The organism is Streptomyces brevispora, assembly GCF_007829885.1.
Taxonomy (GTDB): domain Bacteria; phylum Actinomycetota; class Actinomycetes; order Streptomycetales; family Streptomycetaceae; genus Streptomyces; species Streptomyces brevispora.
Genome location: NZ_VIWW01000001.1, coordinates 2,189,268 through 2,211,883 on the forward strand (window position 1 = coordinate 2,189,268; position 22,616 = coordinate 2,211,883).

General features: G+C 70.2%; 20 protein-coding genes and 1 riboswitch. Of the genes, 1 reads left to right on the forward strand and 19 read right to left on the reverse strand.

Annotation, left to right across the window (positions count from 1 at the left end; translation table 11 throughout):
• Positions 1-491: 491 nt before the first annotated feature.
• The 17 genes from FHX80_RS10055 to FHX80_RS10135 form a co-directional block, all read right to left on the reverse strand.
• On the reverse strand, positions 492-1,433 hold the full coding sequence (locus FHX80_RS10055; RefSeq protein ID WP_145763883.1) for a Ppx/GppA phosphatase family protein: 942 nt from the start codon (positions 1,431-1,433) through the stop codon (positions 492-494).
• A gap of 89 nt (positions 1,434-1,522) precedes the next feature.
• A complete protein-coding gene (locus FHX80_RS10060) occupies positions 1,523-2,059 on the reverse strand; it encodes a DUF501 domain-containing protein (protein ID WP_145763884.1) in 537 nt (178 codons plus the stop codon).
• Between the two features lie 78 nt (positions 2,060-2,137).
• A complete protein-coding gene (locus FHX80_RS10065) occupies positions 2,138-2,608 on the reverse strand; it encodes an FtsB family cell division protein (RefSeq protein WP_145763885.1) in 471 nt (156 codons plus the stop codon).
• Between the two features lie 156 nt (positions 2,609-2,764).
• On the reverse strand, positions 2,765-4,045 hold the full coding sequence (gene eno / locus FHX80_RS10070; protein ID WP_145763886.1) for a phosphopyruvate hydratase: 1,281 nt from the start codon (positions 4,043-4,045) through the stop codon (positions 2,765-2,767).
• A 292-nt stretch (positions 4,046-4,337) separates the two neighbouring features.
• Entirely contained in the window at positions 4,338-5,078 is a 741-nt protein-coding gene (locus tag FHX80_RS10075) for a transglycosylase family protein (protein ID WP_145763887.1), read from the reverse strand.
• Between the two features lie 4 nt (positions 5,079-5,082).
• A riboswitch (cyclic di-AMP (ydaO/yuaA leader) is annotated at positions 5,083-5,254 on the reverse strand.
• Between the two features lie 322 nt (positions 5,255-5,576).
• On the reverse strand, positions 5,577-6,551 hold the full coding sequence (locus FHX80_RS10080) for a LysM peptidoglycan-binding domain-containing protein (protein ID WP_145763888.1): 975 nt from the start codon (positions 6,549-6,551) through the stop codon (positions 5,577-5,579).
• A gap of 105 nt (positions 6,552-6,656) precedes the next feature.
• Positions 6,657-7,922: a cytochrome P450 family protein gene (locus FHX80_RS10085; RefSeq protein ID WP_145767191.1), complete on the reverse strand. Its 1,266-nt coding sequence runs from the start codon at positions 7,920-7,922 to the stop codon at positions 6,657-6,659.
• Between the two features lie 236 nt (positions 7,923-8,158).
• The gene (locus tag FHX80_RS10090) at positions 8,159-9,127 is read right to left on the reverse strand and encodes a nucleoside triphosphate pyrophosphohydrolase (RefSeq protein ID WP_145763889.1); all 969 of its coding nucleotides are present in this window, start codon (positions 9,125-9,127) and stop codon (positions 8,159-8,161) included.
• Between the two features lie 31 nt (positions 9,128-9,158).
• Complete coding sequence (locus FHX80_RS10095) at positions 9,159-9,815, reverse strand: SurA N-terminal domain-containing protein (RefSeq protein WP_145763890.1); 657 nt, start codon at positions 9,813-9,815, stop codon at positions 9,159-9,161.
• Positions 9,816-10,107: 292 nt separating this feature from the next.
• The gene (locus tag FHX80_RS10100) at positions 10,108-10,500 is read right to left on the reverse strand and encodes a hypothetical protein (RefSeq protein WP_145763891.1); all 393 of its coding nucleotides are present in this window, start codon (positions 10,498-10,500) and stop codon (positions 10,108-10,110) included.
• 279 nt (positions 10,501-10,779) lie between these two features.
• Positions 10,780-11,211, reverse strand: a complete 432-nt coding sequence (locus FHX80_RS10105; RefSeq protein WP_145763892.1) for a GtrA family protein — start codon at positions 11,209-11,211, stop codon at positions 10,780-10,782.
• Positions 11,208-12,194, reverse strand: coding sequence for a glycosyltransferase family 2 protein (locus FHX80_RS10110; protein ID WP_145763893.1), 987 nt, complete (start codon positions 12,192-12,194; stop codon positions 11,208-11,210). The genes FHX80_RS10105 and FHX80_RS10110 overlap by 4 nt, the downstream gene beginning before the upstream one ends.
• A 195-nt stretch (positions 12,195-12,389) precedes the next feature.
• Positions 12,390-13,469 (reverse strand): NlpC/P60 family protein, encoded by a 1,080-nt coding sequence (locus FHX80_RS10115; protein ID WP_145763894.1) that lies wholly within the window; start codon positions 13,467-13,469, stop codon positions 12,390-12,392.
• Positions 13,470-13,478: 9 nt separating this feature from the next.
• Positions 13,479-13,961 carry a poly-gamma-glutamate biosynthesis protein PgsC/CapC gene (locus FHX80_RS10120; protein WP_145763895.1) on the reverse strand — a complete coding sequence of 161 codons (483 nt, stop codon included), beginning with the start codon at positions 13,959-13,961 and terminating at the stop codon, positions 13,479-13,481.
• Positions 13,958-15,820, reverse strand: coding sequence for a poly-gamma-glutamate synthase PgsB (gene pgsB, locus FHX80_RS10125; protein WP_145763896.1), 1,863 nt, complete (start codon positions 15,818-15,820; stop codon positions 13,958-13,960). The genes FHX80_RS10120 and pgsB overlap by 4 nt, the downstream gene beginning before the upstream one ends.
• 6 nt (positions 15,821-15,826) lie before the next feature.
• The gene (locus FHX80_RS10130) at positions 15,827-18,070 is read right to left on the reverse strand and encodes a cache domain-containing protein (RefSeq protein WP_145767192.1); all 2,244 of its coding nucleotides are present in this window, start codon (positions 18,068-18,070) and stop codon (positions 15,827-15,829) included.
• A 414-nt stretch (positions 18,071-18,484) separates the two neighbouring features.
• Complete coding sequence (locus FHX80_RS10135; protein ID WP_375884997.1) at positions 18,485-19,699, reverse strand: CapA family protein; 1,215 nt, start codon at positions 19,697-19,699, stop codon at positions 18,485-18,487.
• A gap of 95 nt (positions 19,700-19,794) precedes the next feature.
• Here FHX80_RS10135 and FHX80_RS10140 point away from each other — a divergent pair, with 95 nt between their 5' ends.
• Positions 19,795-20,712, forward strand: coding sequence for a hypothetical protein (locus FHX80_RS10140; RefSeq protein ID WP_167523388.1), 918 nt, complete (start codon positions 19,795-19,797; stop codon positions 20,710-20,712).
• A 606-nt stretch (positions 20,713-21,318) separates the two neighbouring features.
• Here the strand turns inward: FHX80_RS10140 and FHX80_RS10145 are convergent.
• Positions 21,319-21,894, reverse strand: a complete 576-nt coding sequence (locus FHX80_RS10145) for a suppressor of fused domain protein (protein ID WP_145763899.1) — start codon at positions 21,892-21,894, stop codon at positions 21,319-21,321.
• 90 nt (positions 21,895-21,984) lie between these two features.
• Positions 21,985-22,203 carry a hypothetical protein gene (locus FHX80_RS10150; RefSeq protein WP_145763900.1) on the reverse strand — a complete coding sequence of 73 codons (219 nt, stop codon included), beginning with the start codon at positions 22,201-22,203 and terminating at the stop codon, positions 21,985-21,987.
• Positions 22,204-22,616 lie beyond the last annotated feature (413 nt).

The following is a 22,616-nucleotide window of genomic DNA, read 5'->3' on the forward strand; positions in this document are numbered from 1 at the left end:
GAGTATCCACCCCTCTCGGGGGGTGGGCTCGTGAGCCCCTTCACAAGGTATGGGCCACCCTCTGCTACACTCCGCCGCCCACGTGACCCAGGTCATGACCCGGCAGGGGAACCACACCGCTGCGGTGAACGTTGTTCACCGCCTGTGAGCTGGCCGTTGAGCCGCCGGGCGGGGTGGACCACCCCTCCGGTTCACCCTCCCGCAACGTACCCGGAACAGTCCCGTTCGCGTCGCGAGTGACCCCGCACACCCTCCCCGGGGCGCTTACGGAGCAGAAGTCTGCCCCCAAGCGCGCAATTCCTTGTGAAGAAGTTCACGAACTTCGTCGCGACGTGTCTCGGAAGGGGTCGCCCGGGTGGCCCTCAGCGTCTCAAAGGTGCAGGCGGGAATGCGTATGAGCAACGTTCCGGCACCTCCCCGCACCGGGCCCCCGAAGGCCCTCCCGGAGGCTCCAGGAGGGCGCTGTACGGGCGCGGGCCCCGGGGGGCGCGCTACGCGATGGACCAGCCGATCCCGTCGAGGATGTCGTGCTCGCTGACGACGACCTCGTGGGCCCCGGTCCGCTCCATGACGGCCAGCAGGATCAGCGCCCCGGAGGCGATCACGTCGACCCGTCCCGGATGCATCGAGCCGATCGCGGCGCGCTCGGCGTGGGTCGAGGCGAGGAGCCGCCCGGTGATCTCCCGGACCTGCTCCAGGGAGACCCGGGAGTGGTGGATCGCCGCGGAGTCGTACTCGTGCAGACCCAGCGCGATCGCGGCCACGGTGGTGACCGTGCCGGCGAGCCCCACGAGCGTGCCCGCCCCGGTGAGCGGAACGCTCTGCCCGGCCAGGTCCAGGGCGGCGGCGACGTCCGCGCGGAGCCCGGCGACCGCGGCGGGCGTGGGCGGGTCGACCACCGCGCCGTCCCGGACGAGATGGCGCTCGGTCATCCGGACGCAGCCGATGTCCACGGACCGGGCGGCTCGCACCCGGTCGTCGCCGAGGACGAACTCGGTGGAGCCGCCGCCGATGTCCACGACGAGATACGGCTTCGCGAGGTCGTCGCGCCCGGCGAGCTCCTTGGTGGCCCCGTCGAACGAGAACGCCGCCTCCTGGTCGCCGCTGATCACCTCGGGCTCGACGCCCAGGATGTCCAGCACACCGCGGACGAAGTCGTCCCGGTTCTCGGCGTCCCGGGAGGCGGAGGTGGCGACGAAGCGGACCTTCTGCGCACCGTGCTCCTTGATCACCGCCGCGTACTGCCGGCAGGCGGCGAACGTCCGCTCCAGCGCCTCGGGGGCGAGCCGTCCGGTCCGGTCGACGCCCTGCCCGAGCCGGACGATCTCCATCCGCCGGTCGAGCTCGACGAGCTCCCCGGTGGCGGGGTCCGCATCGGCCACCAGCAGACGGATCGAGTTGGTACCGCAGTCGATGGCGGCCACGCGCGTCATGAAGTACTCCTCATTCATGCCCCTCCGGATTCATGCCCCTCCGGCGACCGAGGAGCGGGGTCCGGGGGCGCGGCCCCCGGGGGGAACGGTCAGTCCTCGTCCGGCGCCGCGCCGCACGGCGACACGCACGGCCCCTTGCGCCACCACTCCGGCAGCATCGCGATCGCCTCGTCCCCCAGCGGGTTCACTCCCGGCCCCGCGGCCAGCGAGTGCCCCACGAGTACGTGCAGGCACTTCACCCGGTCCGGCATGCCCCCCGCGCTCGGGAAGCCCTCCAGCACCTCGATGGCGTCACGCCGCGCGATGTAGTCCTCGTGCGCGGCCCGGTACGCGGCGGCCAGTTCGGGGTCGGTGCCGAGGCGCTCGGTCATCTCGCGCATGACCCCGTTCGCCTCCAGCGTGCCGATCGCGGACGCCGCCCGCGGGCACGTCAGGTAGTACGTCGTCGGGAACGGCGTACCGTCCTCCAGCCGGGGCTGCGTCTCGACCACGTCCGGGTTTCCGCACGGACAGCGGTGCGCGATGGCGCGCAGCCCGCGCGGCGGGCGCCCCAGCTGCTGCTGGAACGCGGCGATGTCCGCGTCGGTGGGTGCGGTGGACTCGGTCTGGGGAGGGGGCGTTTCCATGCCTGCCTAGGTTCTGATCGGGCTGCTTGAACTGCGGTTCCGCAGATGAACGAGGGGATGCGAACGAGGAGGAGCGGGTCAGCCCCGGTCGGCGCTGTCGACGCCGTCCCAGAGATTGGAGTGCCACGGCCGGCCGGACTCCTCCGGCTTTCCGTTGCGCTCCTTGACCGCGTCGGGGTCGACCACCGTGTAGCCGGTCTCCCCCGGAAGAAGGTAGTGCAGATGCTCGCGGGCCAGCCGCTTGATGTACGCATCGTCCTGGAGCCGCGCCTTCTCGTCGCGCAGCTCCTCGGTGCGCACCTCGGCCTCCTGCGCGAGCCGCTCCTGGTCGGCGATCTCGTCGCGCTGCGACACGTACTGCCGCATCGGGTACGCGAGGGCGACGACCAGGGAGCAGACCACCAGGGCCAGGAAGGCCGCCCGGCCGGTGAGGCGGGAGCGGCGCGCCTGACGGCGGCTCTGGGACCGGTAGACGCGGGCTGCGGTCTGCTCACCGAGCAGCCTCAGCCGGGTCGCGGTGGAGAACCGGTCCCGGTCCTTCGCGGCCATGTCTCCGCCTCCCCATTACGCACGTCCGTCCCCGCACACGGTACGGGACCGAGTGCGGGGACGGACGGAGGCCGGGGCGCCGGACCCGGCCGGGCCTGTCGGCCCGTGCCGGACGCGCCGGCCGGACGCGCCTGCTGTACGTGCCGGCCGTACGGGTCAGCCCTTGAAGCGCGGGAACGCCGAGCGGCCCGCGTACACCGCGGCGTCGTCGAGGATCTCCTCGATGCGCAGCAGCTGGTTGTACTTGGCGACACGGTCCGAGCGGGCCGGGGCGCCGGTCTTGATCTGGCCGCAGTTCACGGCGACCGCGAGGTCGGCGATGGTGACGTCCTCGGTCTCGCCGGAGCGGTGGGACATCATGCACTTGAAGCCGCTGCGCTGGGCCAGCTCGACGGCGTCCAGGGTCTCGGTCAGCGAACCGATCTGGTTGACCTTGACGAGCAGGGCGTTGGCGGAGCCCTCCTCGATGCCGCGGGCCAGGCGCTCCGGGTTGGTGACGAAGAGGTCGTCGCCGACGATCTGCACCTTGGCGCCGAGCTTGTCGGTGATGACCTTCCAGCCGGCCCAGTCGTCCTCGTACAGCGGGTCCTCGATGGAGACCAGCGGGTACGCGGAGACGAGCTCCTCGTAGTACTCGGTCATCTCGGCGGCCGAGCGGGACTTGCCCTCGAACTCGTACTTGCCGTCCTTGTAGAACTCGGACGCGGCGACGTCGAGCGCGAGCGCGATGTCCTTGCCCGGGGCGTAACCGGCCTCCTTGATGGCCTCAAGGATGAGGTCGAGGGCGGCGCGGTTCGACTCCAGGTTCGGCGCGAAGCCGCCCTCGTCGCCGAGACCGGTGGACAGGCCCTTGGTCTTCAGGACCTTCTTCAGCGTGTGGTAGACCTCGGCGCCCCAGCGCAGGGCCTCGGAGAAGGACTCCGCGCCGATCGGGGCGATCATGAACTCCTGGATGTCCACGTTGGAGTCGGCGTGCGACCCACCGTTGAGGATGTTCATCATCGGGACGGGCAGCAGGTGCGCGTTCGGGCCACCGAGGTAGCGGAACAGCGGCAGGTCCGAGGCCTCGGACGCGGCGTGGGCGACGGCGAGCGAGACGCCGAGGATGGCGTTGGCGCCGAGCGAGCCCTTGTTCTCGGTGGCGTCCAGGTCGAACATCGCCTGGTCGATCAGCCGCTGCTCGGTCGCGTCGTAGCCGACGAGCTCCGGGCCGATCTGCTCGATCACGGCGAGGACGGCCTTCTCGACGCCCTTTCCGTGGTAGCGGTTGGGGTCGCCGTCGCGAAGCTCAACGGCCTCGAACGCACCGGTGGAGGCTCCGGACGGAACAGCAGCACGACCCGTGCTGCCGTCGTCGAGCCCAACCTCGACCTCGACCGTGGGGTTGCCCCGGGAGTCGAGGATTTCCCGGGCTACGACGACGTCGATGGACGGCACGAGGCATCTCCTTCTGGGATATGACGCTGGTTGTGCAGGGTCACTTTGGCCTTGCGACAAGAGCCTAACCGGCCCGGCCCTCTCAGTCGGCCGCCCGCCCGCCCCCTGGGACGAAAAAGGACCCAAGGGCACCCATAGCGGGGCAGACGTCCAGGTACCTACCGACCAGTAACTACAACAGTTGAACAATCGGCGCGGGAGCCGGCGCACCCCGAAGCGGCAAAACCCCGGCCCGGCACGCACGGGGGGAGGTGCGGGCCGGGCCGGGGAGCTCAGCGAGGAGAGTGCCGAATTACTTCACCAGGTGGAGCTGCTGACCCGGGAAGATCATGTCGGCGTCCTTGACGATGTCCTTGTTCAGCTCGAACAGCCGCTCCCAGCCGCCCTTGACGTTGTGGTCGGCCGCGATCTGGCTCAGCGAGTCGCCGGCGACGACCTTGTACTCGCCGTCACCCTTCTTGACCGTCTCGCCGGTCGGGGTGGTGACGGTCTTCTTCTGCTCGGCCTGAGGGGTGGCCGCGCGGTCCGAGCGGGAGGCGGCGGGGGCCTCGGTGCGCTCGGCCTTCTTCGGCTCGGCCTGCTGGACCGGAGCCGACTGCTGCTTGGGGGCGGTCTTGGTGGCGGTGGAGCCGGTGTCGACGCCCGGGTCGACACCGTCGTTGCGCAGGTTGCCGGCGCCGGCGCAGCCCCAGGCGCCCGGTCCCTGCATGTCGAGGAGCTTCTCGGCCACGGCGATCTGCTGGGACTTGCTGGCCAGGTCGGCGCGGGCCGCGTACTGCGTACCGCCGGCGGCGGCCCAGCTGGACTGCGAGAACTGCAGACCGCCGTAGTAGCCGTTGCCGGTGTTGATCGACCAGTTGCCGCCGGACTCGCACCGGGCGACCGCGTCCCAGGTGGACACGGAGGCCGCGGAGGCGCCGGTCGCACCCATCAGGGGCACGGCGATGGCGGCACCGGCCACACCGGCGAGCGTGACGAGACGGACGGCCTTGGACGGGCGACGGTGCTTGTTGCCCTTGCTGTTGAGCAGCATCGAGACTTCTCCTCACCGACGCCTACGAGGTGAGCTGTCGGGTTCGGGCCAAGTGAGTTGCCCGGTCGCACGTCCTAGCGCACGACTTAACCCCAAGCCGTTCCCGATGCGTCTTGCGACGATCGGACCCGGCGCCTACCTGGGTCCCCCGCTCCTGCCTACGGCGCTTTACGCGTCTGTTCCCTTCGACCGACGGCAGGATTCGGCGTGACGATCGACGGGGCCCGCGGTGCGAGCGGTTACGACCGTAAACACACGCCACCCCCACATTCAAAGAAGGACATACCGGATAAACAGCCCTTACTCGCATCTGAAGAACACCTGTTTGCGCAGGTCGGAACGGATGCGGGGGGAGCTCCCGGACAAGACGCGCCAGTTCACGCAAAGAGACCCATGTCTCACTTAGTCAAAAGTGGGACATAGGCCTCTTAAGTACCCCAGATTTGAGGTGCTTTCAGCTGTTGATCAGACCGATTCCGCGGCCGTTCCCGGTCGGTCTCAGTCGGTCTTCACACCGAGATCGAGGCTCTGGCCAGGCAGGATGAGGTCCGGGTCGGAGCCGACCTCCGCCTTGTTGGCCTCGTACAGCTCCGTCCAGCCGCCGGGAAGCTTCTGTGCGTCAGCAATCGCCCAGAGGTTGTCGCCGGGGCGGACGGTGTACGTACCGTCGGCGACCGGGGCCCCCTTGTCGCGTGCGTCACTGGCGCCGCGCGAGGCGTGCCGCCCCGAGTCCCGGTCGCTGCCGGTCCCCTCGGGGGCCGGGGCGCCGCGGTGCTTGCCGCCCGTCTCCCCGGCCGGGGCGGACCCTTCCCGGGCGCCGGAGGAGCCGGTCGCGCCGGAGGAGCCGGATGCCGAGGGCGTGGCGGACGGGGAGGCCGAGGCGTCCGGCGTACGGTCGTGGTCGGCCGTGTCCGCCGTCGCGTCGTCCGACGGGGTGCCGGCCGACGGGGCATCGTCCGACGGAGCGTCGGTCGCGCCCTTGGACGCGCTGCCCGACCGGTCCCGGCTCGCCGACGGATCGGCACTCGACGACGGGTCCGCACTCTCGGAGGTGTCGGCGGACGAGGCGCTGCCCGGGTCGACGCCCGGCAGGGACCCGTCCACGACGAGGCCGGAGATGACCGCGCAACTGGGCCACGCCTTCGACCCCTGGTCGCCCAGGACCTTCTCCGCCACGGCGATCTGCTGCGAGCGGCTGGCCAGGTCCGCGCGCGGGGCGTACGAATCGCCGCCGTACGACTTCCACACATCCTGCGAGAACTGCAGGCCGCCGTAGAAGCCGTTGCCGAGGTCGGCGCTCCACATGCCGCCGCTCTCGCACTCGGCGACCCGGTCCCAGGTCGAGGCGTCGGCTGCGTGCGCGCCGGCCGCGCCGAGCAGTGGGATGGCGATGGCCGAGCCGGTCACGCCTGCGGCGACGACGATCGCGGGTGCCTGCCGAGGGCGACGGTGTCTGCCGTTCGCGGAGCCCATGGGAATGCCTTCCGTGTAACTGACGAGTGACTGGTGAGTCGAACGGTGAACCTAGCGGGACTCGAACGTGTGTCACAAGTCGATGCAGCAGAGATCACATAAAAGTCACAGAGTTGACAGAGCGTCACCCTCATCGGAAGCGGGCTCGGGAGTGAACTCCACCGGGAGCGTGCGCAGTCCGCGCATGATGAGCCCGCCACGCCAGCGCAAATCGGCAGCTTCCCCCGCAAGTCGCAGGTCCGGAAGGCGTTTCAGCAACGTGGCGAGCGCGGCCTGCCCCTCCAGCCGGGCGAGCGGTGCTCCCAGGCAGTAATGGATGCCGTGCCCGTATCCGAGGTGCTGATTGTCACGCCGCGAGAGGTCCAGCGTGTCCGGGCCATCGAAGCGTCCGGGGTCCCGGTCGGCGGCCGCCAGCACCACCAGCACGGGGTCTCCCTCGGCCACCCGCTGCCCGTCGATCGTCAGTGGCTCGGTGGCGAACCGCCAGGTCGCCAGCTCCACCGGGCCGTCGTAACGCAGCAGTTCCTCGACGCCGGTGGCCAGCAGTTCCGTCTCCCCTGCCGCCAGGGACCGCTGGAGCCGCTCGCGCTGCTCGGGGTGTCCCAGCAGGGTGTGGACGCCGTTGCCGATGAGGTTGACGGTCGTCTCGAACCCGGCGAAGAGAAGGATGAAGGCCATCGCGGCGGCCTCGTTCTCCGTCAGGTGCTCGCCGTCGTCGCTCGCCCGGATCAGCCCCGAGATCAGGTCGTCCCCGGGGTTCTCGCGCTTGCGGTGGATCAGTTCGAGGAGATAGCCGCGCATCTTCTTCACGGAACGGGCCACCCCGCCGCGCGGGCCGCCGCCGTGGCGGATCATCATGCCCGCCCAGTCCCGGAAGTCGTCCTGGTCCTCACGCGGGACACCGAGCAGGTCGCAGATCACGTAGATGGGGAGCGGGAAGGCGAACTCGTGGATGAGGTCGGCCTCCCCCTTCTCGGCGAAGGAGTCGATGAGGCGGTCCGTCAGCTCCTGCACGCGCGGCGCGAACTCCGCGATGCGCCGGGGCGTGAACGCCTTCGACACGAGACGCCGCAGCCGGGTGTGGTCGGGCGGGTCGATGTTCAGCAGATGCGTCATCAGCTCCGCCTTGCGCTCGCCCGGGATGCCCGTCCGGCCCTTGGCGTGCGCCGGCTCGGCGTGGTGCGCCGGGTTCTTGGAGAGCCGGGGGTCGGCGAGGGCCTGCTTGGCGTCCGCGTACCGGGTGACGAGCCAGGCCTCGACCCCGCTGGGCAGTGTGGTGCGGTGCACGGGGCTGTGCTCGCGCAGCCAGGCGTACGCGGGGTAGGGGTCGGTGGCGAACTCCCAGGTGAAGAGTTCGGGGGCGGGCGGCACGGCCTCGGCGTCGGCCGCGTGGGCGGGGCAGCCGGCGGGCGCGGGCGTCGGGGCGGCTCCGGAAGCGTGCTCGGGCGTGTCGGCGGGCGCATCGGCTGGGCTGTCGGCGGGCGTATCGGCTGGGCTGTCGGCGGGCGCATCGGCTGGGCTGTCGGCGGGCGTATCGGCGGGGCTGTCGTTCACCCCCCGACGTTAGCCGTTGCCCTGTGCCGGGCCCGCCGTCGCCCTGCGCCGCGCTATCCGTTGCCCTCCGCCACCCTGATCGCGTCCCGGTAGGCGCGGCTCGCGGCCCGCAGGGCGGCCTCCGGGTCGGTGCCGTTCTCCTGCGCGCTCACGGCCAGGGCGAGGAGCCGGTAGCCGATGCCGTCGCCCTCGCCCTCGGGAAGCGGCACGTCGAGTCCGGCGGTACGGACCCGGCCGGCCAGCTTCGCCGCGAGGGCCAAGGCGGGCTGGCCGAGCGGCACCCCGTCGGTGACGGACTCGCGCTGCTTCTCGATCGCCTTGGTCCGCAGCCAGTGCGCGTGGACGTCCTGCGGGGTCTCGGCGGTCTCGTCGCCGAAGACGTGCGGATGGCGGTGGATCAGCTTCTCGACGAGCGTGGCGGCGACGTCGTCCACCGAGAAGGGCTCCTCCTCGTCCTCCTCGGCGATGCGCGCGTGGAAGACGACCTGGAGGAGTACGTCGCCGAGCTCCTCGCGCAGCTCCTCGCGGGTGCCGTCCTCGATCGCCTCGACGAGTTCGTACGCCTCCTCGATGGCGTACTTGGCGAGGCCCTTGTGGGTCTTCTGCGAGGTCCAGGGGCACTCGATCCGGACCCGGTCCATGACCTGCACCAGATCCAGCAGCCGGGCACCGGGCAGATCGTACGAACCGGGCAGCAGCTCCAGGTCCGGCATCTGCACCCGCCCCGAACCGGCCAGCCGGGCCAGTCCGTCGGTCAGTGGCTGGTCCCCCTCGCCGCCGCTGAGCACCACCACGGTCCGGCCCCCGGCGCAGGCGCCGACGAGCTCCTGCGCGTCGGGCACGGCCGGCTCGACGGTGATGCCCGCCTCGCGCAGGTACGGCAGCTGGGGCTGGCCGGGCTCGGCGCAGAGCACCCGGTCCGCGGCGTGCAGCATCTGCCAGGCGGGCCAGGACAGCAGTCCGGGCGCGACCCGGTGGCTGGCGGTGAGCAGGACGATACGGCCGGGGTCTTCAGCGTTCACGCTGCGAATCTACCCGGCCGCCCGGCCGCTGCTACGCCCCGGCCTCCGCCGCCGCCTGGGCGGGCTTGGTGACCTGGTTGATCCAGGGGGCCTTGTAGTCCGCGAGCTGGATCTGCTTGTTGTTCCAGGTGCCGTAGCGCGGGTTGACCTCGACCTTCAACGCCTTGGACGCCTTCGTCAGCGCGTCGCCGAGGATCTTCGTGCCGGCCGGGGTGGACGGGTCGGCGCCGAGTGCCTGGGAGAGCTTGGTCAGCTGGATCTGCTCGCGCAGGAAGGCGTTGATCTGGCCGGGGGAGATCCAGCGCTCCTGGAGCACCGCGGCTCGCAGCCCCTTCTCCCCCTTGTACTGGGCGACGGCCGACTGCCGCATCTGCTGGATCTCGGCGCGGCTGACGGTGACGCCGGCATCGGCCGAGGCCCGGTCCAGGACCCGGTCCAGGATGATCCCGTGCAGCTTGGCGCGGACGAGCTGGCCGGACTGGTCGGCGCTCTGGGCAGCCTGCTTGGAGCCGCCTTGTGCGTCACGCACGTCCGCCACCTGGGCCTGAACGGTGGACACCGCGATCCGGTCCCCGTCCACGACGGCTGCCGCGCCGGGGTGGGCCTGGCTGCCGCAGGCGGCGAGGAGTGGCGCTGCGGCGAGAGTTGCTGCGGAGACGGTGAGCGCGGTGCGACGGCGGCGGTGCAAAGGGAGCCTCCCGAGGAGATTGTGCGGCGGTGCACAAGGCCTTGCGGTGATCGATGTTAGGCAGTGGAACTGGTCGGGGCCACTGATTCGACCAACGATTCGGGAGGAGTTGGGGATGTGGGCTCCGGCGTGGCCGGATCGCACACCCGGGCCGGTGCATCCGCTGGGAGGTTTACGGCGATGTGTCCGGCCGCGGCATGGCCGTGCGCGAGTCGACGGCGTACGCACCACGCCGTCGCGCGCCGGGGCGATGCGGGCCGCGAAGCGGGGCCCGCACCCGGCCGTCCGGTCCCTACACCGTCGCCACGGTGATCTGTCCGGCCACCACGTCCAGTTCCGACTTCGCGAACCGCGGGAAGAAGATGCGCAGTGCACTCCCCAGGGACTCGTCGAACAGGACGAACGAATGCTTCACCAGCCCGCGCTTGACCTCGGACCGCTTCACATCCTTGATGTGGAACGTCGCCACGTGCCGGTCCGGCTTGGCGAAGACCTGATTGGCCTGGAACAGAAACAGACGTTCCCCGGTGGTCGCGAGGTACATCGGCTGCGGAGCCGCCGCCACGGTCATCGTCCCACCGCTCAGGACCGCCGCGGCAAGCCCCATCGCGATGTTCTTCTTGAAGGAGACCTCGCTCAGATTCACGAGGGACGTGGTCTCGACCTGCTCGCCGGGCTCAAGCATCTGCGCAACGGCAGCCCGCAGGGCCCGGCGTCTTCTCGCGTTCACAACACACCTCTCGGACGGATCAATTGAATTCGCTGCGGCGAGCCGGACGCGGAGAACCACACCGAGGGCGGAACCCCTCAGGGCTACGGGAGACGAAGGCCTCTCCCCCGCGGCGCTCGCCCAGCTCAGCACGCATGCCGGGATACCTTGCCACACGGGAATCCCTCCTGCGTACCGCCCGCCGCGCCGGTGCCCGGACCACGGTCCGGGCCGGTTCGAGGAGTAGAGGGGAAATCAGGAACGCGGGCTGCCGATGGCCCGGCTCAGCCGGCGCGCTCGACCGGTTTCGCCGGGGAGGTCCGGCCGCAGCATGATCGTGCGCGAGACCACGAAGGTGATCGGGACGGCGGCCGCGGCCGCGACGAGCGGGGCGTAGCGGTCGCTGAACCCGGCCAGGTCGACCAGCAGGTAGACACCGCCGGTGGTGATGACGAAGTTGGCGGCGTTGGTGAGCGGGAAGAGGAGGAACTTCCGCCAGGTGGGCCGGGTCCGGTAGGTGAAGAAGGAGTTGAGGAAGAACGAACCGGTCATGCTGAGCGCGAAGCCGGCCACATGCGCGGCCAGGTAGGGCAGCCAGGTCAGCAGGGCGAGGTAACAGCCGTAGTACGTGGCGGTGTTCACGACGCCCACGAGGGCGAAGCGGGCCAGCTGTGCCTTGACCGTCATCGGCGTACGAACTCCAGGGGTTCCGGCCGCGGTGCCGTCGCGCGGGCGCGGGTGCCGGTGTCCTTCACGGTGTTGGTGTCCTTCACCAGGTAGTGCGGGCGGCGCTTCACCTCGTAGTAGATCCGGCCGACGTACTCCCCGACCACCCCCACCATCACCATCTGGACCCCGGCGAGGGCGGTGACCGCGACGAGGAGGGTGACGTATCCGGGGGTGTCGACCCCGTTCACCAGGGCGACGCCGACGATCCACCCGGAGTAGACGAGGGCCAGGGACAACAGCAGCAGGCCGAGGTAGAGCGCGGCACGCAACGGCTTGTTGTTGAAGGAGAGGAGCCCGTCGAGTCCGTAGTTCAGCAGCTTCCCGAAGGTCCAGGCGGAGCGCCCTTCCTCCCGGACGGCGTTCTCGTAGCTGAACGTCGTGGTGGGGAATCCGACCCAGGCGAAGAGGCCCTTGGAGAACCGGTTGTACTCGGTGAGTTCGAGTACGGCGTCGGCGGCCCGGCGGGACAGCAGCCGGAAGTCCCCCACCCCGTCGACGAGTTCCACGTCCACCAGCCGGTTGATCAGCCAGTAGTAGGCGCGTGCGGTGAGTGTCCGGGTGACGCGGTCGCCCTTGCGGGTGCGCCGGGCGATCACCTGGTCGTAGCCGTGCGCGTGCTCCTCCAGCATGCGGCCGACGAGCTCCGGCGGGTGCTGGAGGTCGGCGTCCATGATGACGACGGCGTCGCCCTCGGCGTGCTGGAGACCGGCCAGCATGGCGGCCTCCTTGCCGAAGTTGCGGCTGAAGGAGACGTAGCGGGCCCGTGGATCGGCGGCGGCCAGCTCCCGCAGGATCGGCAGGGTCCGGTCGGTGCTTCCGTCGTCGACGTACACGAGCTGGAACGCGTGACCCAGCCGGGTCATCTCATCCGTCACGCGTTCATGGAAGCGTTCGAGTAACTCTTGCTCGTTGAAGCAGGGCACCACCAGCGAGATCAGCACGCATGTACATCAGCCGGTCGAGGTGTCGGGGGCGAATGCCGGGTGTGGCCGAGGGGCGGCCATTGGGTGAACTGGCCCGTGCCGACCGCCGGGACGCGGCATCCGGCCCGTGGTTCCGCCTCGCGAGAAGGGCATGGGCCGCCGGGAATCCGGTGGTCCATGCCCTCGTCGCGCTCGGAGCGGGCTGTGGAGCCGTCAGAGCCGCTTCGCGCTGCGCAGGGTCGCCGCGTAGTAGCCGTTGCCGTCGAGGCGTGAGGTGCCGCCCTTGTCGCCGATGGTCGGGCCGTTCACTTCCTCCCGGCTGGAGACGAAGATCAGGTGGCCGTCCGAGTCGTGGCCCATGTACATGCCGATGTGGTCCAGCCGCTGCCCGGTGCGCTGGTCGAGCTTGAAGAAGACCAGGTCGCCCGGTTGCAGCACGTCGATCGAGGTGGGCCGGTCCGCGGGCGTGATGCCCTTGAGCGGGATGACATCGGCGCCGAGCTTGGAGCGGCCGATGCCGTTGGCGGTGCGGGGCAGCCCGTCGCCCTGGCCGTCGAGGGGTGCGAGCGGGTAGCGGGCGCGGTAGCCGAAGATCGTCCGCATGAAGCCCGAGCAGTCCATGGCCCGGTAGCGGATCTTCTCGGGCTGGCGGGTGACCCCGTTGCGGAAGGTGTACGGGATGCCCAGGTAGTCGAAGAAGTCCGACTCCTCCAGGCGCAGGTCGTTGCCCTCGCTGCCGACCGGGTTGAGGGGTCCGAACTGGGCGTCCCCGGCGTAGGAGACCCCCTCGTCGTCCTTCTTGACCGGCGCCCCTTCGACGTACTGGAAGGCGAAGGCGAACAGGTCGTCCTCCTCGCTGCCGAAGTTGTCCTTGAACCACTCCTTGAACCACTGCTGCTTCTCGGCGCCCTTCTTCCACTTCTCCGGCATCAGCCGCACCCAGTTCTCGGTGACCACCCGGGACTTGGTGTTGGTGGGTTCGGTGAAGGTACGGGAGGGGCCGGTGAGCGTGGCGGTGCGGGCGCGGTCGGTGAAGGTGGCGAGGACCTTGCCGCCGCCGTCGCGCAGGACCGTGCGCGCGGGTGTGTTCAGCCGTTCCCAGGACTGCTTCCCGGAGTTCAGCGCGGCTCCCGCCGGCTTGTCCGTGATGGCCTGGACAGCGGGCGCCTTGGCCTGTTCCTCCTTGCGGAGCTCGACCGTGAAATACGCGCTGCCGGCGAGCAGCGCGACCACCGTGACGGCGTGCAGGATCTGGCGGGGGCGCTTGGACTGCTTGGTGCGGGGAGCGGTCATGAGATCACCTCAGGCAGACGTAAGGGCGCCGAGCAGGATGCCGGCGGTGAGGACGACGTAGGCGAGCAGCGAGACCGAGCCGGTGGCCAGCAGCGTCGCGCCCTTCGGCTGGCGGACCAGCTGGTAGGCGATGAGACCCGGGACGATGAAGCCGAGGGTCTGGTTGGCGTACATCAGCGGGAACTCCACCTGGAGCACGATCATCACGGTCGCCTGGAGGATGACCCCGGTCAGCACCACCGCGGAGAACAGCCGCTTCCCGTAGAGGATGACGACCTTCTGGAGCAGGAGCACGCTGACGTACGTGAGGACGGTGACGCCGACCACCATGGCCGCGCGCTGGAGATCCTCGACGAGGGTCAGCGCCAGCCAGCCGGGGGTGATCATGCCGCCGGGTGAGAGGTTGGTCGTCAAGTAGCAGACCAGGGAGAACATCAGGCCGAGCGCGATGCCGATGGCGGCGATCTCGGGCGTCAGGACGGTGGGGATCAACGGGGGTCTCCTGCGCTGTTCTGCCGGCTCTGCTGGTTGGGGTCCTGCGGCGGGTGCGGGTCCTGGTGCGGGCCCCGCTGCTGCGGTGGCTGCTGCTCGTGCTGGTACGGCTGCACGGGCTGCTGGTGCTCGGGCTGTACGGGCTGGTACGGCTGCTGCACGGGCTGCTGGCGCTCCGGCTGGTGCTCCGACTGTTGCTGCTGGCGCTCCGGGGGCTGGTGCTCCTGGGCTTGGCGGTCCGAGGCCTGGCGGTCCTGGGCCTGGCGGTCCGGGTGCAGCGCGGGCTCGAACATGCCGCGCGTCCGGGCCCGTTCCTGCAGCGGGACCGGCACCTGGACCGGGGCCTGGGCCTGGACCGGGGCCTGGGCCTGGACCGGGTCCGGTGCCTGGACCGGGTCCGGTGCCTGGACCGGGTCCGGTGCCTGGACCGGGTCCGGTGCCTGGACCACCGGGGCCTGGACCGTGGGGTGCGGCTGGTAGCGGGTCTCGTACGCCTCCGGGTAGGGCGCGTACGGGTCCAGATGCGGCCGGTACTGCTGGAGCGGCAGCGTCTCGTCATGCCGGATGTGCTGCGGGGCCTGCGGGTGCCGCTGCTCGTCCGGGGTCTCCTCGGAGTGCTCCTCGGAGTGCTCCCCGGGCTGCGCGCCCGGGGTCTCGTCGGGCCGCTCGTCCGGGGTCTCGTCGGGCGGGAGCTCGCTGAGGTGCTCCAGCAGGAGTTCGCCCTGGCCGTGGATGTTGCCGATGGCGATCAGCGACGAGTCGGGGCCGAGGCCGCCGAGCAGCTCCCGCATGAACTCCTCCGGGTCGCGTCGGTCACCGCCCAGGTCCACCGCGCGGCCGCGCCACTCGGCGGGGATAGCGTCGATGGCGCTCTTGGCCGGGTGGCCGATGACGAAGACCTTGTCGGGCTGGAGATCGGGGATGATCTCGCCCATCTGGCCGTTGCGCTCGACCCGGTCGGGGCGGCAGTTGATGACGACGTTCAGCGGCCGGTGGACGGCGCCCAGGTCCAGCAGCTGGTTGACGTTCATCAGCGTCGACTCGGGGTCGTTGGCCGCGAAGACGTTGGCGAACCGCAGCTTCTTGCCGTCCGGCGTCACATACCTCTCGACGGAGAGGACTCCCGGGTCCGGCGGGGCGTCGTACATCCCCTTCAGCGCGGTTTCCCGCTCCACGCCGAGCAGTTCGGCGACCTTCAGCGCGATGGCCACGTTCTCCTTGAAGGTGAACCAGCTGAAGCCGCGCAGTTCCGCGTCGCTCACCGTCTCGGGGTCGGCGTAGATGAGCTCGCAGTCGCGGGCGTCGGCCTCCTCCTGGAGGATCGCGAACCGTTCGACCTCGGCGGTCACACAGATGCCGCCCTCCGGCATGGAGCGGCAGAGCGAGCGCGCCACGTCGTCGAGGGTCGGGCCCATCTCGGCGAGATGGTCCTCGCGGACGTTGCAGAGCACGCCGATCGTGGAGCGGATCAGCTTGGACTGGTTGATCTCCTGGAGCGCCGGCATCACCGCCATGCACTCGATGACCAGGGCCTGCGGGTCGTACGAAGCGGCGCGGCGCACGATGCCGATCTGCTCGACGACGTTGGCCAGGCCGAACTTGCGGTAGACGGGCTCCTCGGTGGCGTCCGGGTGGATGAACCGGGCCGCCGTACCGGTGGTCTTGGCGACGGTCACCAGGTCGCCGCCGCGCAGTGCGCCCGCGCAGAGCCGGGTGATGGAGGACTTACCGCGGATGCCGTTCACCAGGACCCGGGCGGGTATTCGCTCCAGGTTGATGAAGTGGCGTCGCTGCTCGACGATGCCCGCTGTCAGCAGGATCGCGCAGCACACCACCAGCACGGTGTAAAGGAACAGCACGGCCGGTCAGGTCCTTTCGGCGTAGGTCGTGGGCGCCGTCGGCGCGGGTTCGCGCTTCTGCTGCGCCGGGAGCTGCTGGCGCAGCAGTTCCAGGGAGCGGGTGACGGCGCCGACCTCGTCGTGGTGGCGCGGATAGAGGACGGTGCGCCGGTCACCGCCGGCGAGCGCCTCGGCCTGGTCGGCGAGGGCGCGCAGCGGGCGTACGACGACGATGTGCAGCCAGCCCAGACAGGCGCTGGCCGCGGCCATCCCCAGCAGCCCGGCGAGCACTGTGAGGTTCTGCCTCCGGTACTCGGGGATGGCGAGGGAGCTCGCGGGCTGCTGGCTGACCACGGTCCAGCCGAGGGTCTTCGCCGCCCCGCCGCCGACGAAGGGCGCGGCCGCGGCGATCTGCGCCTTGCCCCCGTCGCGGTACAGGATGCCGCTGGGGTGCATGCTCTTACCGGTCTTCTGGTTGGTGCCGGTCACGAGCGTCCGCAGCCGTTCGCCGGGCAGTTCCTGGAAGGCGCGGTAGCCAGTGTTGCCGCCGATGATCCGCTGCTTGGCGTCGACGATGCTGACCTGGCCGAGGCCGGGCCGCTTGAGCAGACTGTTGATGAATTCGATCCGGAACTCGCCGACGACGGTGGCGCCGTCGCGGCCGGGTATCCCGGCCTGAGCGGCGATGACCGGCTTCTTGCCGGAGTCGTTGAGCACCCGGATCAGCTCGCCGGCGGATGCCTTGCCGGCCGGCTGGTGCGGGGTGTCCCCGGTCTGCGAGACGATCTTTCCGGACCCGTCGACGACGTACAGCGACTGGTAGCGGTCGTGCTCCAGGCGGGTGCGTTCCAGGACGGTGCGCATATCGGCGGGTGAGGTGTCGGCGCCGATCAGGGTGGCGACCGACAGCAGGTCGGCCTGTCCCTCGTTGAGGGCCCGGCGCACCCGGTCGGTGAGGGTGTCGGTGCGCTCGCGCTGGTCGTTGACCAGCTGCTGCGGTACGACGGCGGTGGCATCGGCCCGGTTGAGGAGCAGCAGCATCGGGGCGCACCAGGCGAGTACCAGCACGCCGCAGACGACGATCAGTCCGCGGCTGCCGAAGCCGCCGAGCCGGCCGCGCCGGGGCGGCTCGGTGGATCCCGCTTCGCCGAGCATCTGACGGCGCAGCCGTTCCAGGGAGTTCCCGATCCGGGCCGCTTCGCCGTAGGCGGGGGCGCTGACCGGTCGGTTGAGGTCGCCGCGGGTCAGCCGTCGGCTCTCCAGGAAGAGCCGGATCAGGGGCCGTTGGACAGTGCCCAGGAGCAGCGCGACGGCGAGTGCTCCGACGACGACCAGGGAGCCCGCGGCCACCAGGCCGAAGAACGGTCCGGCGACCACGGCGGGGTTCTCGGCCACCGGGACCATGGCGACGACGCTGAGGCCGAGCCCGGTGGCGACGGTGGGCTCGCCGGGCTGGGGGCCGGCGAGCGAGGCGTAGCCGGCGACGCTCCGGTCGCCCGTGTGCACGTTGCCGAGAAGGCTGCCGCTGACGCCGGGGAAGCCGCCGGCGCCGGGCTCCTTGGCGGACATCGGGTGCCGGCGGACCTTGACCGCGGCGGTCTTCGCGAAGCTCTTCAGCTGCTTGTCGGCACGTTTGGCGTCGGCGCGCTGGGTGTCGGTGAGCAGCTGCTCGGGCTGCGGGATGCCGTCGCTGGCGAGGATGTCGGCGTCCGCGTCGATGACGGCGATGGAGCGGAACTGGCCCAGGCTGATGCCGGGGAACTTCAGATTGTTGGAGGCGACCAGGAGTTGCTGCGGGGCGCCGGGCCAGGAGAGCAGCGCGAAGGAGAGCAGCCGGGTCTCTCCGTTGGCCAGCTTCACCATGCGGGGGCGGAGCGCGTCCTTGTCACTGAGCTTCGCGGTGTCGATCGCGGCGAGGGGGACGTTCTCGCCACGGGCGGCGAGCAGCTTGCCGGAGGAGATCTCGACGACCGCTGTGCCGGTCCACTTCTGGTAGACGCTGCTGATCTTGTCGAGCACGGCGTCGGGAGAGATCGGGTCCGCGGCGTTGAACAGGCCGGCGGTCCGCCCCAGGTCGGTGAAGCTCTCGTCGATGGAGGCGCGCAGCGCGATGGCACCGTCCTCGGCGAACTGCTGCTGGGAGGTCAGCACCGCCTCGGGTACGCGGTCCTGCGCCGTGCGGCCCAGACCGAGCGCGGTGATGGCGGCGAGCGAGAGCAGCAGGACCGAGAGGACCGCGATGGGCGGCCGTATACCACCCAGCAGCGACATGTCGGCCCGGCGGCGGACCTTGTGTCGCCGCTTCACAGGCGAGGCGGCCATGGTGCATCCCTTCTGGAACTTCTTGTGTTTCTGGTACGTCCGGCACTGCGGGAGTTGTCGACACCGCAGGAGCTGTCGGCACCGCAGGAGCAGAAGGAACTTCCGCTCGAAACGGAATTTCCGCTGCTTCTGCTTCTTTCGGGGTCTTTCGGACCTCAGGGCATGTCGGTACACCCGGAGAATCGAACGTCTACGCGGAAGATCATGACTCGTTCGTATTCCGAACGGTTGTAGTGAAGGCGACGGTTGTGACGCAGACCACTCGAATCAAGCCACGGGGGCGGTCCGGCGAACCCCGGAGCCATCCCGCGTTCACCTGACCGTCATCACCGACCACCTTCACGGCTCGCCCTCGTCCGGCGGTCAGTCGGGCAGCTTCTCCAGTGGCTTCAGTCCGTCCTGCGCGGCCCCGCGGTTGAGCATCGTGCCCTGGGTGCGCTCGAACGCCAGCCGGTAGCGGGCCCGCTCCTCGGGCGTCAGCTCCTTGTCGTCGCGCAGCGCCGCGGCCACATCGATGAGCCGGTGGTCCTGCACCGCGTCGGACGGCGCCGGGTGCGCCTCGTCCGCCTCGGGCGGAATGGAGATGAGCGTCGGTACGTACCGCGCCTGCACGTCCCACGACCCGCCGCGCTTGTGGAACTCGAACCAGCCGATGATGCCTTCCTCGGTCAGTCCGGACGGCACGTCGTGCCGGGCGACCTGATTGCCCAACCCGTACGCGATCCAGGTCCCGTTGACCTTCTCCATCGGCTGCACGACATGGGCGTGATGGCCGATGACCAGGTTGATGCCGGTCTCCCTGGCGAGCCTGCGCGCCAGCTTGATCTGCCCGGAGCTCGGCTCGGGGTGGTGCTCGCGCCCCCAGTGGATGCTCAGGATGACCACATCGGCGCCGGCCTCGCGGGCCCGCTTCTCGGCTTCCTTGATCCGGCCGAAGTCGTTCTGGTTGACGATCCAGGGCGTGCCGGCCGGGACCTCGCGCCCGTTGAAGCCGAAGGCGTACGAGAGTTGCGCCACCTTGACGCCCTTCACGTCCATGATCAGCGGCTTGTCGGCCTCGGCCTGGCTGCGTGCCGAACCGGTGTGCTTCAGCCCGGCCTCGTCGAGGGCGTCGAGGGTGCGCTTCACTCCGGACCGGCCGTGGTCGAGGGTGTGGTTCGACGCGGTCGAGCAGGTGTCGTAACCGACCTGCTTCACCGCGGTGGTGATCTGCGGCGGCACCAGGAAGTCCGGGTAGCTGCGGAACGGCCCGTTCGGCTTGCCCACCACCGGCTCGAAGTGACAGATCGCCAGGTCCGCGCGGGAGATGACCGGCTTCACCCCGGCCATGAGCCGGTCGAAGTCGAGCCCCTGCTTCCCCTCGGCCTTCGCGTCCTTGCGGGCCTGCTCGATCAGCGGCGGGTGGATCAGGACGTCACCGGCCGCGGCGACGGTGAACGATGCCCCTCCGCCCTTGGCCGAGCCACTCCCACCGGACTCGGCATCACTGCCCAGGAGGGAACAGCCCGTGGCGGCCAGTGCGAGGAGCACGGCCAGGGCAGCGCGAGAGGTGAAGGGAACATAAGAACGTGGGGTCACCCATGTATTTTTACTTGAATATGACGAGCAAACGGCCCAAAAATTCGACGATCTCTGCAACATTGCTGGTCACAGCTGTCGTAGCGGCTGTTGTGGTGCTCGTCACCCCCTCCGGAGGAGGGGATTCCGACAAGGACCGGCCGCAGCATGCCCGGCCCCGTGACGGCGTCGACCTGGCAGCCCGGATCGACGAGTTCACCCACGACACGATCCGCCGCAGCGCCTTCCACCCACCGACAGCCCTGGACCGCCACACCATCTCCGACGGCGTCGGGCTCTATCTCGACGGCCGCCACAAGGACGCCGCACGGCTCCTCGCCGAGGTCGACTTCGGGGTGGCCACGTTCACGGACACGGCCACCGGCCGGCGCTTCGCCGAGATAGCCGACCGGGCACGGGAATCCGCCCGTGGCTGGGGACGCGTATACATCGATCTGTCACGCCCGGCCGCGACCTGGTCCGTCCAGATCCCGCACCCGGTCGCCGACACCGACAGCGAGAAGCTGGGCGTGGGCGCCTGGCGGGCCACACCGGGCGGGGTCATGGTCCTGGCGGGCGCGAACCGCAGGGCGGGCGAGGGCGGCGCGGCCGATGTCGCCCACCGCCGGGACACCGTCTTCCACGCGGTCTGCGCCGAACTGGTCGCCCACCGGCTGCCCGGCATCCAGCTCCACGGCTACGCCGACTCCACCGAACCGGACTACGACGTGATCGTCTCCACCGGGAAGGGCGACCACGGCCGCGCCTGGGGCGAGGGGCTGGCGACGGCACTACGGCGAGAGGGCTTCGAGGTCTGCCGCGTCTGGGTGCGCCGCTGCTCCCTGGAGGGCCGCACGAACGTCCAGGGCCGGGCTGCGGCGACGGCCGAACTCCCTTTTCTGCACGTCGAGTTCAGCCGTACGGTCCGATCGTCTCCGCGCCGCACCGCCGACGCGGTGACGGCGATCGGGAAGGCGGCACGCTACACGGCGCAGAGCGCCGGGGGCGCGCGGGCGGTGTGGTCCGCGCGCTGACGAGTGCGGCCTTCACCGCCTGGAGACCGGCAACCCCGCCCAAATCCTCCAGGCCCCCGCTTCGGTGCCGGTGGCGGGCCTCGGCCCTGGAGTGATGCGCGCCGAAGGGAGACCACAGGATCTGGAGCAGATCGTGATCGGCCGGGCTTTTGAGGTCGGGTACGTTCCGCCGGAACAACTGGGCCGGCGCGGGAAGGGGAAAGGGTCGGTGTCCCCGAGCCAGGGGGCGTGGCGCCCCTGCTTGAGTGACCGGAGCACATCACCCTCCTCGTCCGTGGGACCTGGACGCTGCCCGGGAGCGGGAACCCGCCCCCACGCCTCGGCGAGGACGCGACGGCGCAGCCGTACGTCCGCCGTCCGCTCCCCGTACGCCCGCCGGTGCCGCTCCGTGCGGACCGGCCACGGCTCGTCCGCCGGCCACAGGAGCGGCCCGCCCACCGAGCTGTCGTGACGCCTGGGGACACCCGGGCGCGGATGCAACCGTGTGGCCGTACACCGGTGGGCGACCAACTCCGGGAAATCGCTCTCGATGCCCACCGAGCAGGCGGGACCGGTGCGGGACATGCGTCTCCTTACACGGGCCAGGGTCCCGCGCGGCTTCAGGTTCTACAGACTCATCTGCGGGCGCTCGAGGTCGAACAGATCGGGGTCCTGCGTCGTCAATTCGCTCTCGAAAGCCGGCCAGCCGTACTTCTCCACGTACTCCGCCTCCGCACGGTGAAGCGGCACCAGCCACACCACCGACACATGCGTCCCGTTCTCCAGTGCGACGGAGAAGAAGCCGTCGTCGAAGTAGACCGGCATGGCCGCGTATAGGGCCGTCAGGGACCCGCCCGGACGCAGCGGCATCGGCAAGGACAAGACATCCCCGCGAAGAACCGCCTTCCCGGCCGTCGCCAGGCGCTCCGCCACCCACTCCAGCACTCCTGGAAACGGGCCGCACTCATCCCCGGCAACAGGGCGGTTGCAACCGAGCAACTCCAGATGCTGGGGCTCCCCCGTGATGGGAGAGACCAGATGCGTCCGGTGCAGGGTGGTGGTGGAGTAGGACTGAACACCCTCGAAGACGCCACCGTCGAAGTAACCCACCTGCGCCGCACCTTCGGGAGCCCCCTCCCTGACCGACCACGTGCCGACGAGCCGGCCCAGTCGTGCTTCGAGATGGTCGATCAGAACAGCCACAAGTCTCCCTCACTCACCGATTCGACAGGACTCGTCGTCCCGATGTGGACTCACTTCTCCGGGGACACCGCACCGTTCCGCTCGGGATCATCATAAGAACCTCTTGTCCCAGGTGCCGGACACGAACGCCTTCACCGCCGCAGCGAACCCATTCCCCACGCGCTGCATCCCGGCGTCACCCGCGAAGATGATGTCGCCGTTTTCTGCCAGCAGCACGCTCTCCTCGGTCACCAGGGCGATACCGATCGGCACCGCCGGCATGCCGAGCTGACGTGCGTAGCTGCGTACGTTCGGCGGATAGAGCCGCACCCCGTGCCTGACGGCGACCCGGCATCCCTCGCCTGGACCCGCGCCGCCCCCGAGGACACGTCCGGGCCGGGACCGTGGGATCGAGATCGCCTTCGGGAGCGACGGCTCTGTGCACCTGCGAGGGACTGATGCCGCCGACACCGTGGTCACGACGACCCGCGCCAGGGGGAGGGCATTCACGAAGGGCGTACGGGCGGGGAGTTCGACCACTTCACCAACGAGTAGACGACCGACGACACCGGCGTACGGCCACAGCGCTCTCAACTCCCCCGACAGACCGCTTCTGCGGCACGTACGGCGGCTGAAGGGCCGTCGTTCCCTTGCTCGCCCGGTCTGCTTGCCGCAACCACGAGAACGCCCGGCCGAGCTTTCCACCTGTGCCGGACGCGGTCGGTCCGGTTCGGCGCACCGCT

Bases quoted from the DNA above. Each gene is read 5' to 3' on its own strand.
- FHX80_RS10080 (WP_145763888.1), bottom strand. From the start codon at position 6,551: ATGGGCTCCGCGAACGGCAGACACCGTCGCCCTCGGCAGGCACCCGCG.
- FHX80_RS10065 (WP_145763885.1), bottom strand. From the start codon at position 2,608: ATGGCCGCGAAGGACCGGGACCGGTTCTCCACCGCGACCCGGCTGAGG.
- FHX80_RS10075 (WP_145763887.1), bottom strand. From the start codon at position 5,078: ATGCTGCTCAACAGCAAGGGCAACAAGCACCGTCGCCCGTCCAAGGCC.
- FHX80_RS10055 (WP_145763883.1), bottom strand. From the start codon at position 1,433: ATGACGCGCGTGGCCGCCATCGACTGCGGTACCAACTCGATCCGTCTG.
- FHX80_RS10060 (WP_145763884.1), bottom strand. From the start codon at position 2,059: ATGGAAACGCCCCCTCCCCAGACCGAGTCCACCGCACCCACCGACGCG.
- FHX80_RS10130 (WP_145767192.1), bottom strand. From the start codon at position 18,070: ATGTCGCTGCTGGGTGGTATACGGCCGCCCATCGCGGTCCTCTCGGTC.
- FHX80_RS10105 (WP_145763892.1), bottom strand. From the start codon at position 11,211: ATGACGGTCAAGGCACAGCTGGCCCGCTTCGCCCTCGTGGGCGTCGTG.
- FHX80_RS10100 (WP_145763891.1), bottom strand. From the start codon at position 10,500: ATGCTTGAGCCCGGCGAGCAGGTCGAGACCACGTCCCTCGTGAATCTG.
- FHX80_RS10115 (WP_145763894.1), bottom strand. From the start codon at position 13,469: ATGACCGCTCCCCGCACCAAGCAGTCCAAGCGCCCCCGCCAGATCCTG.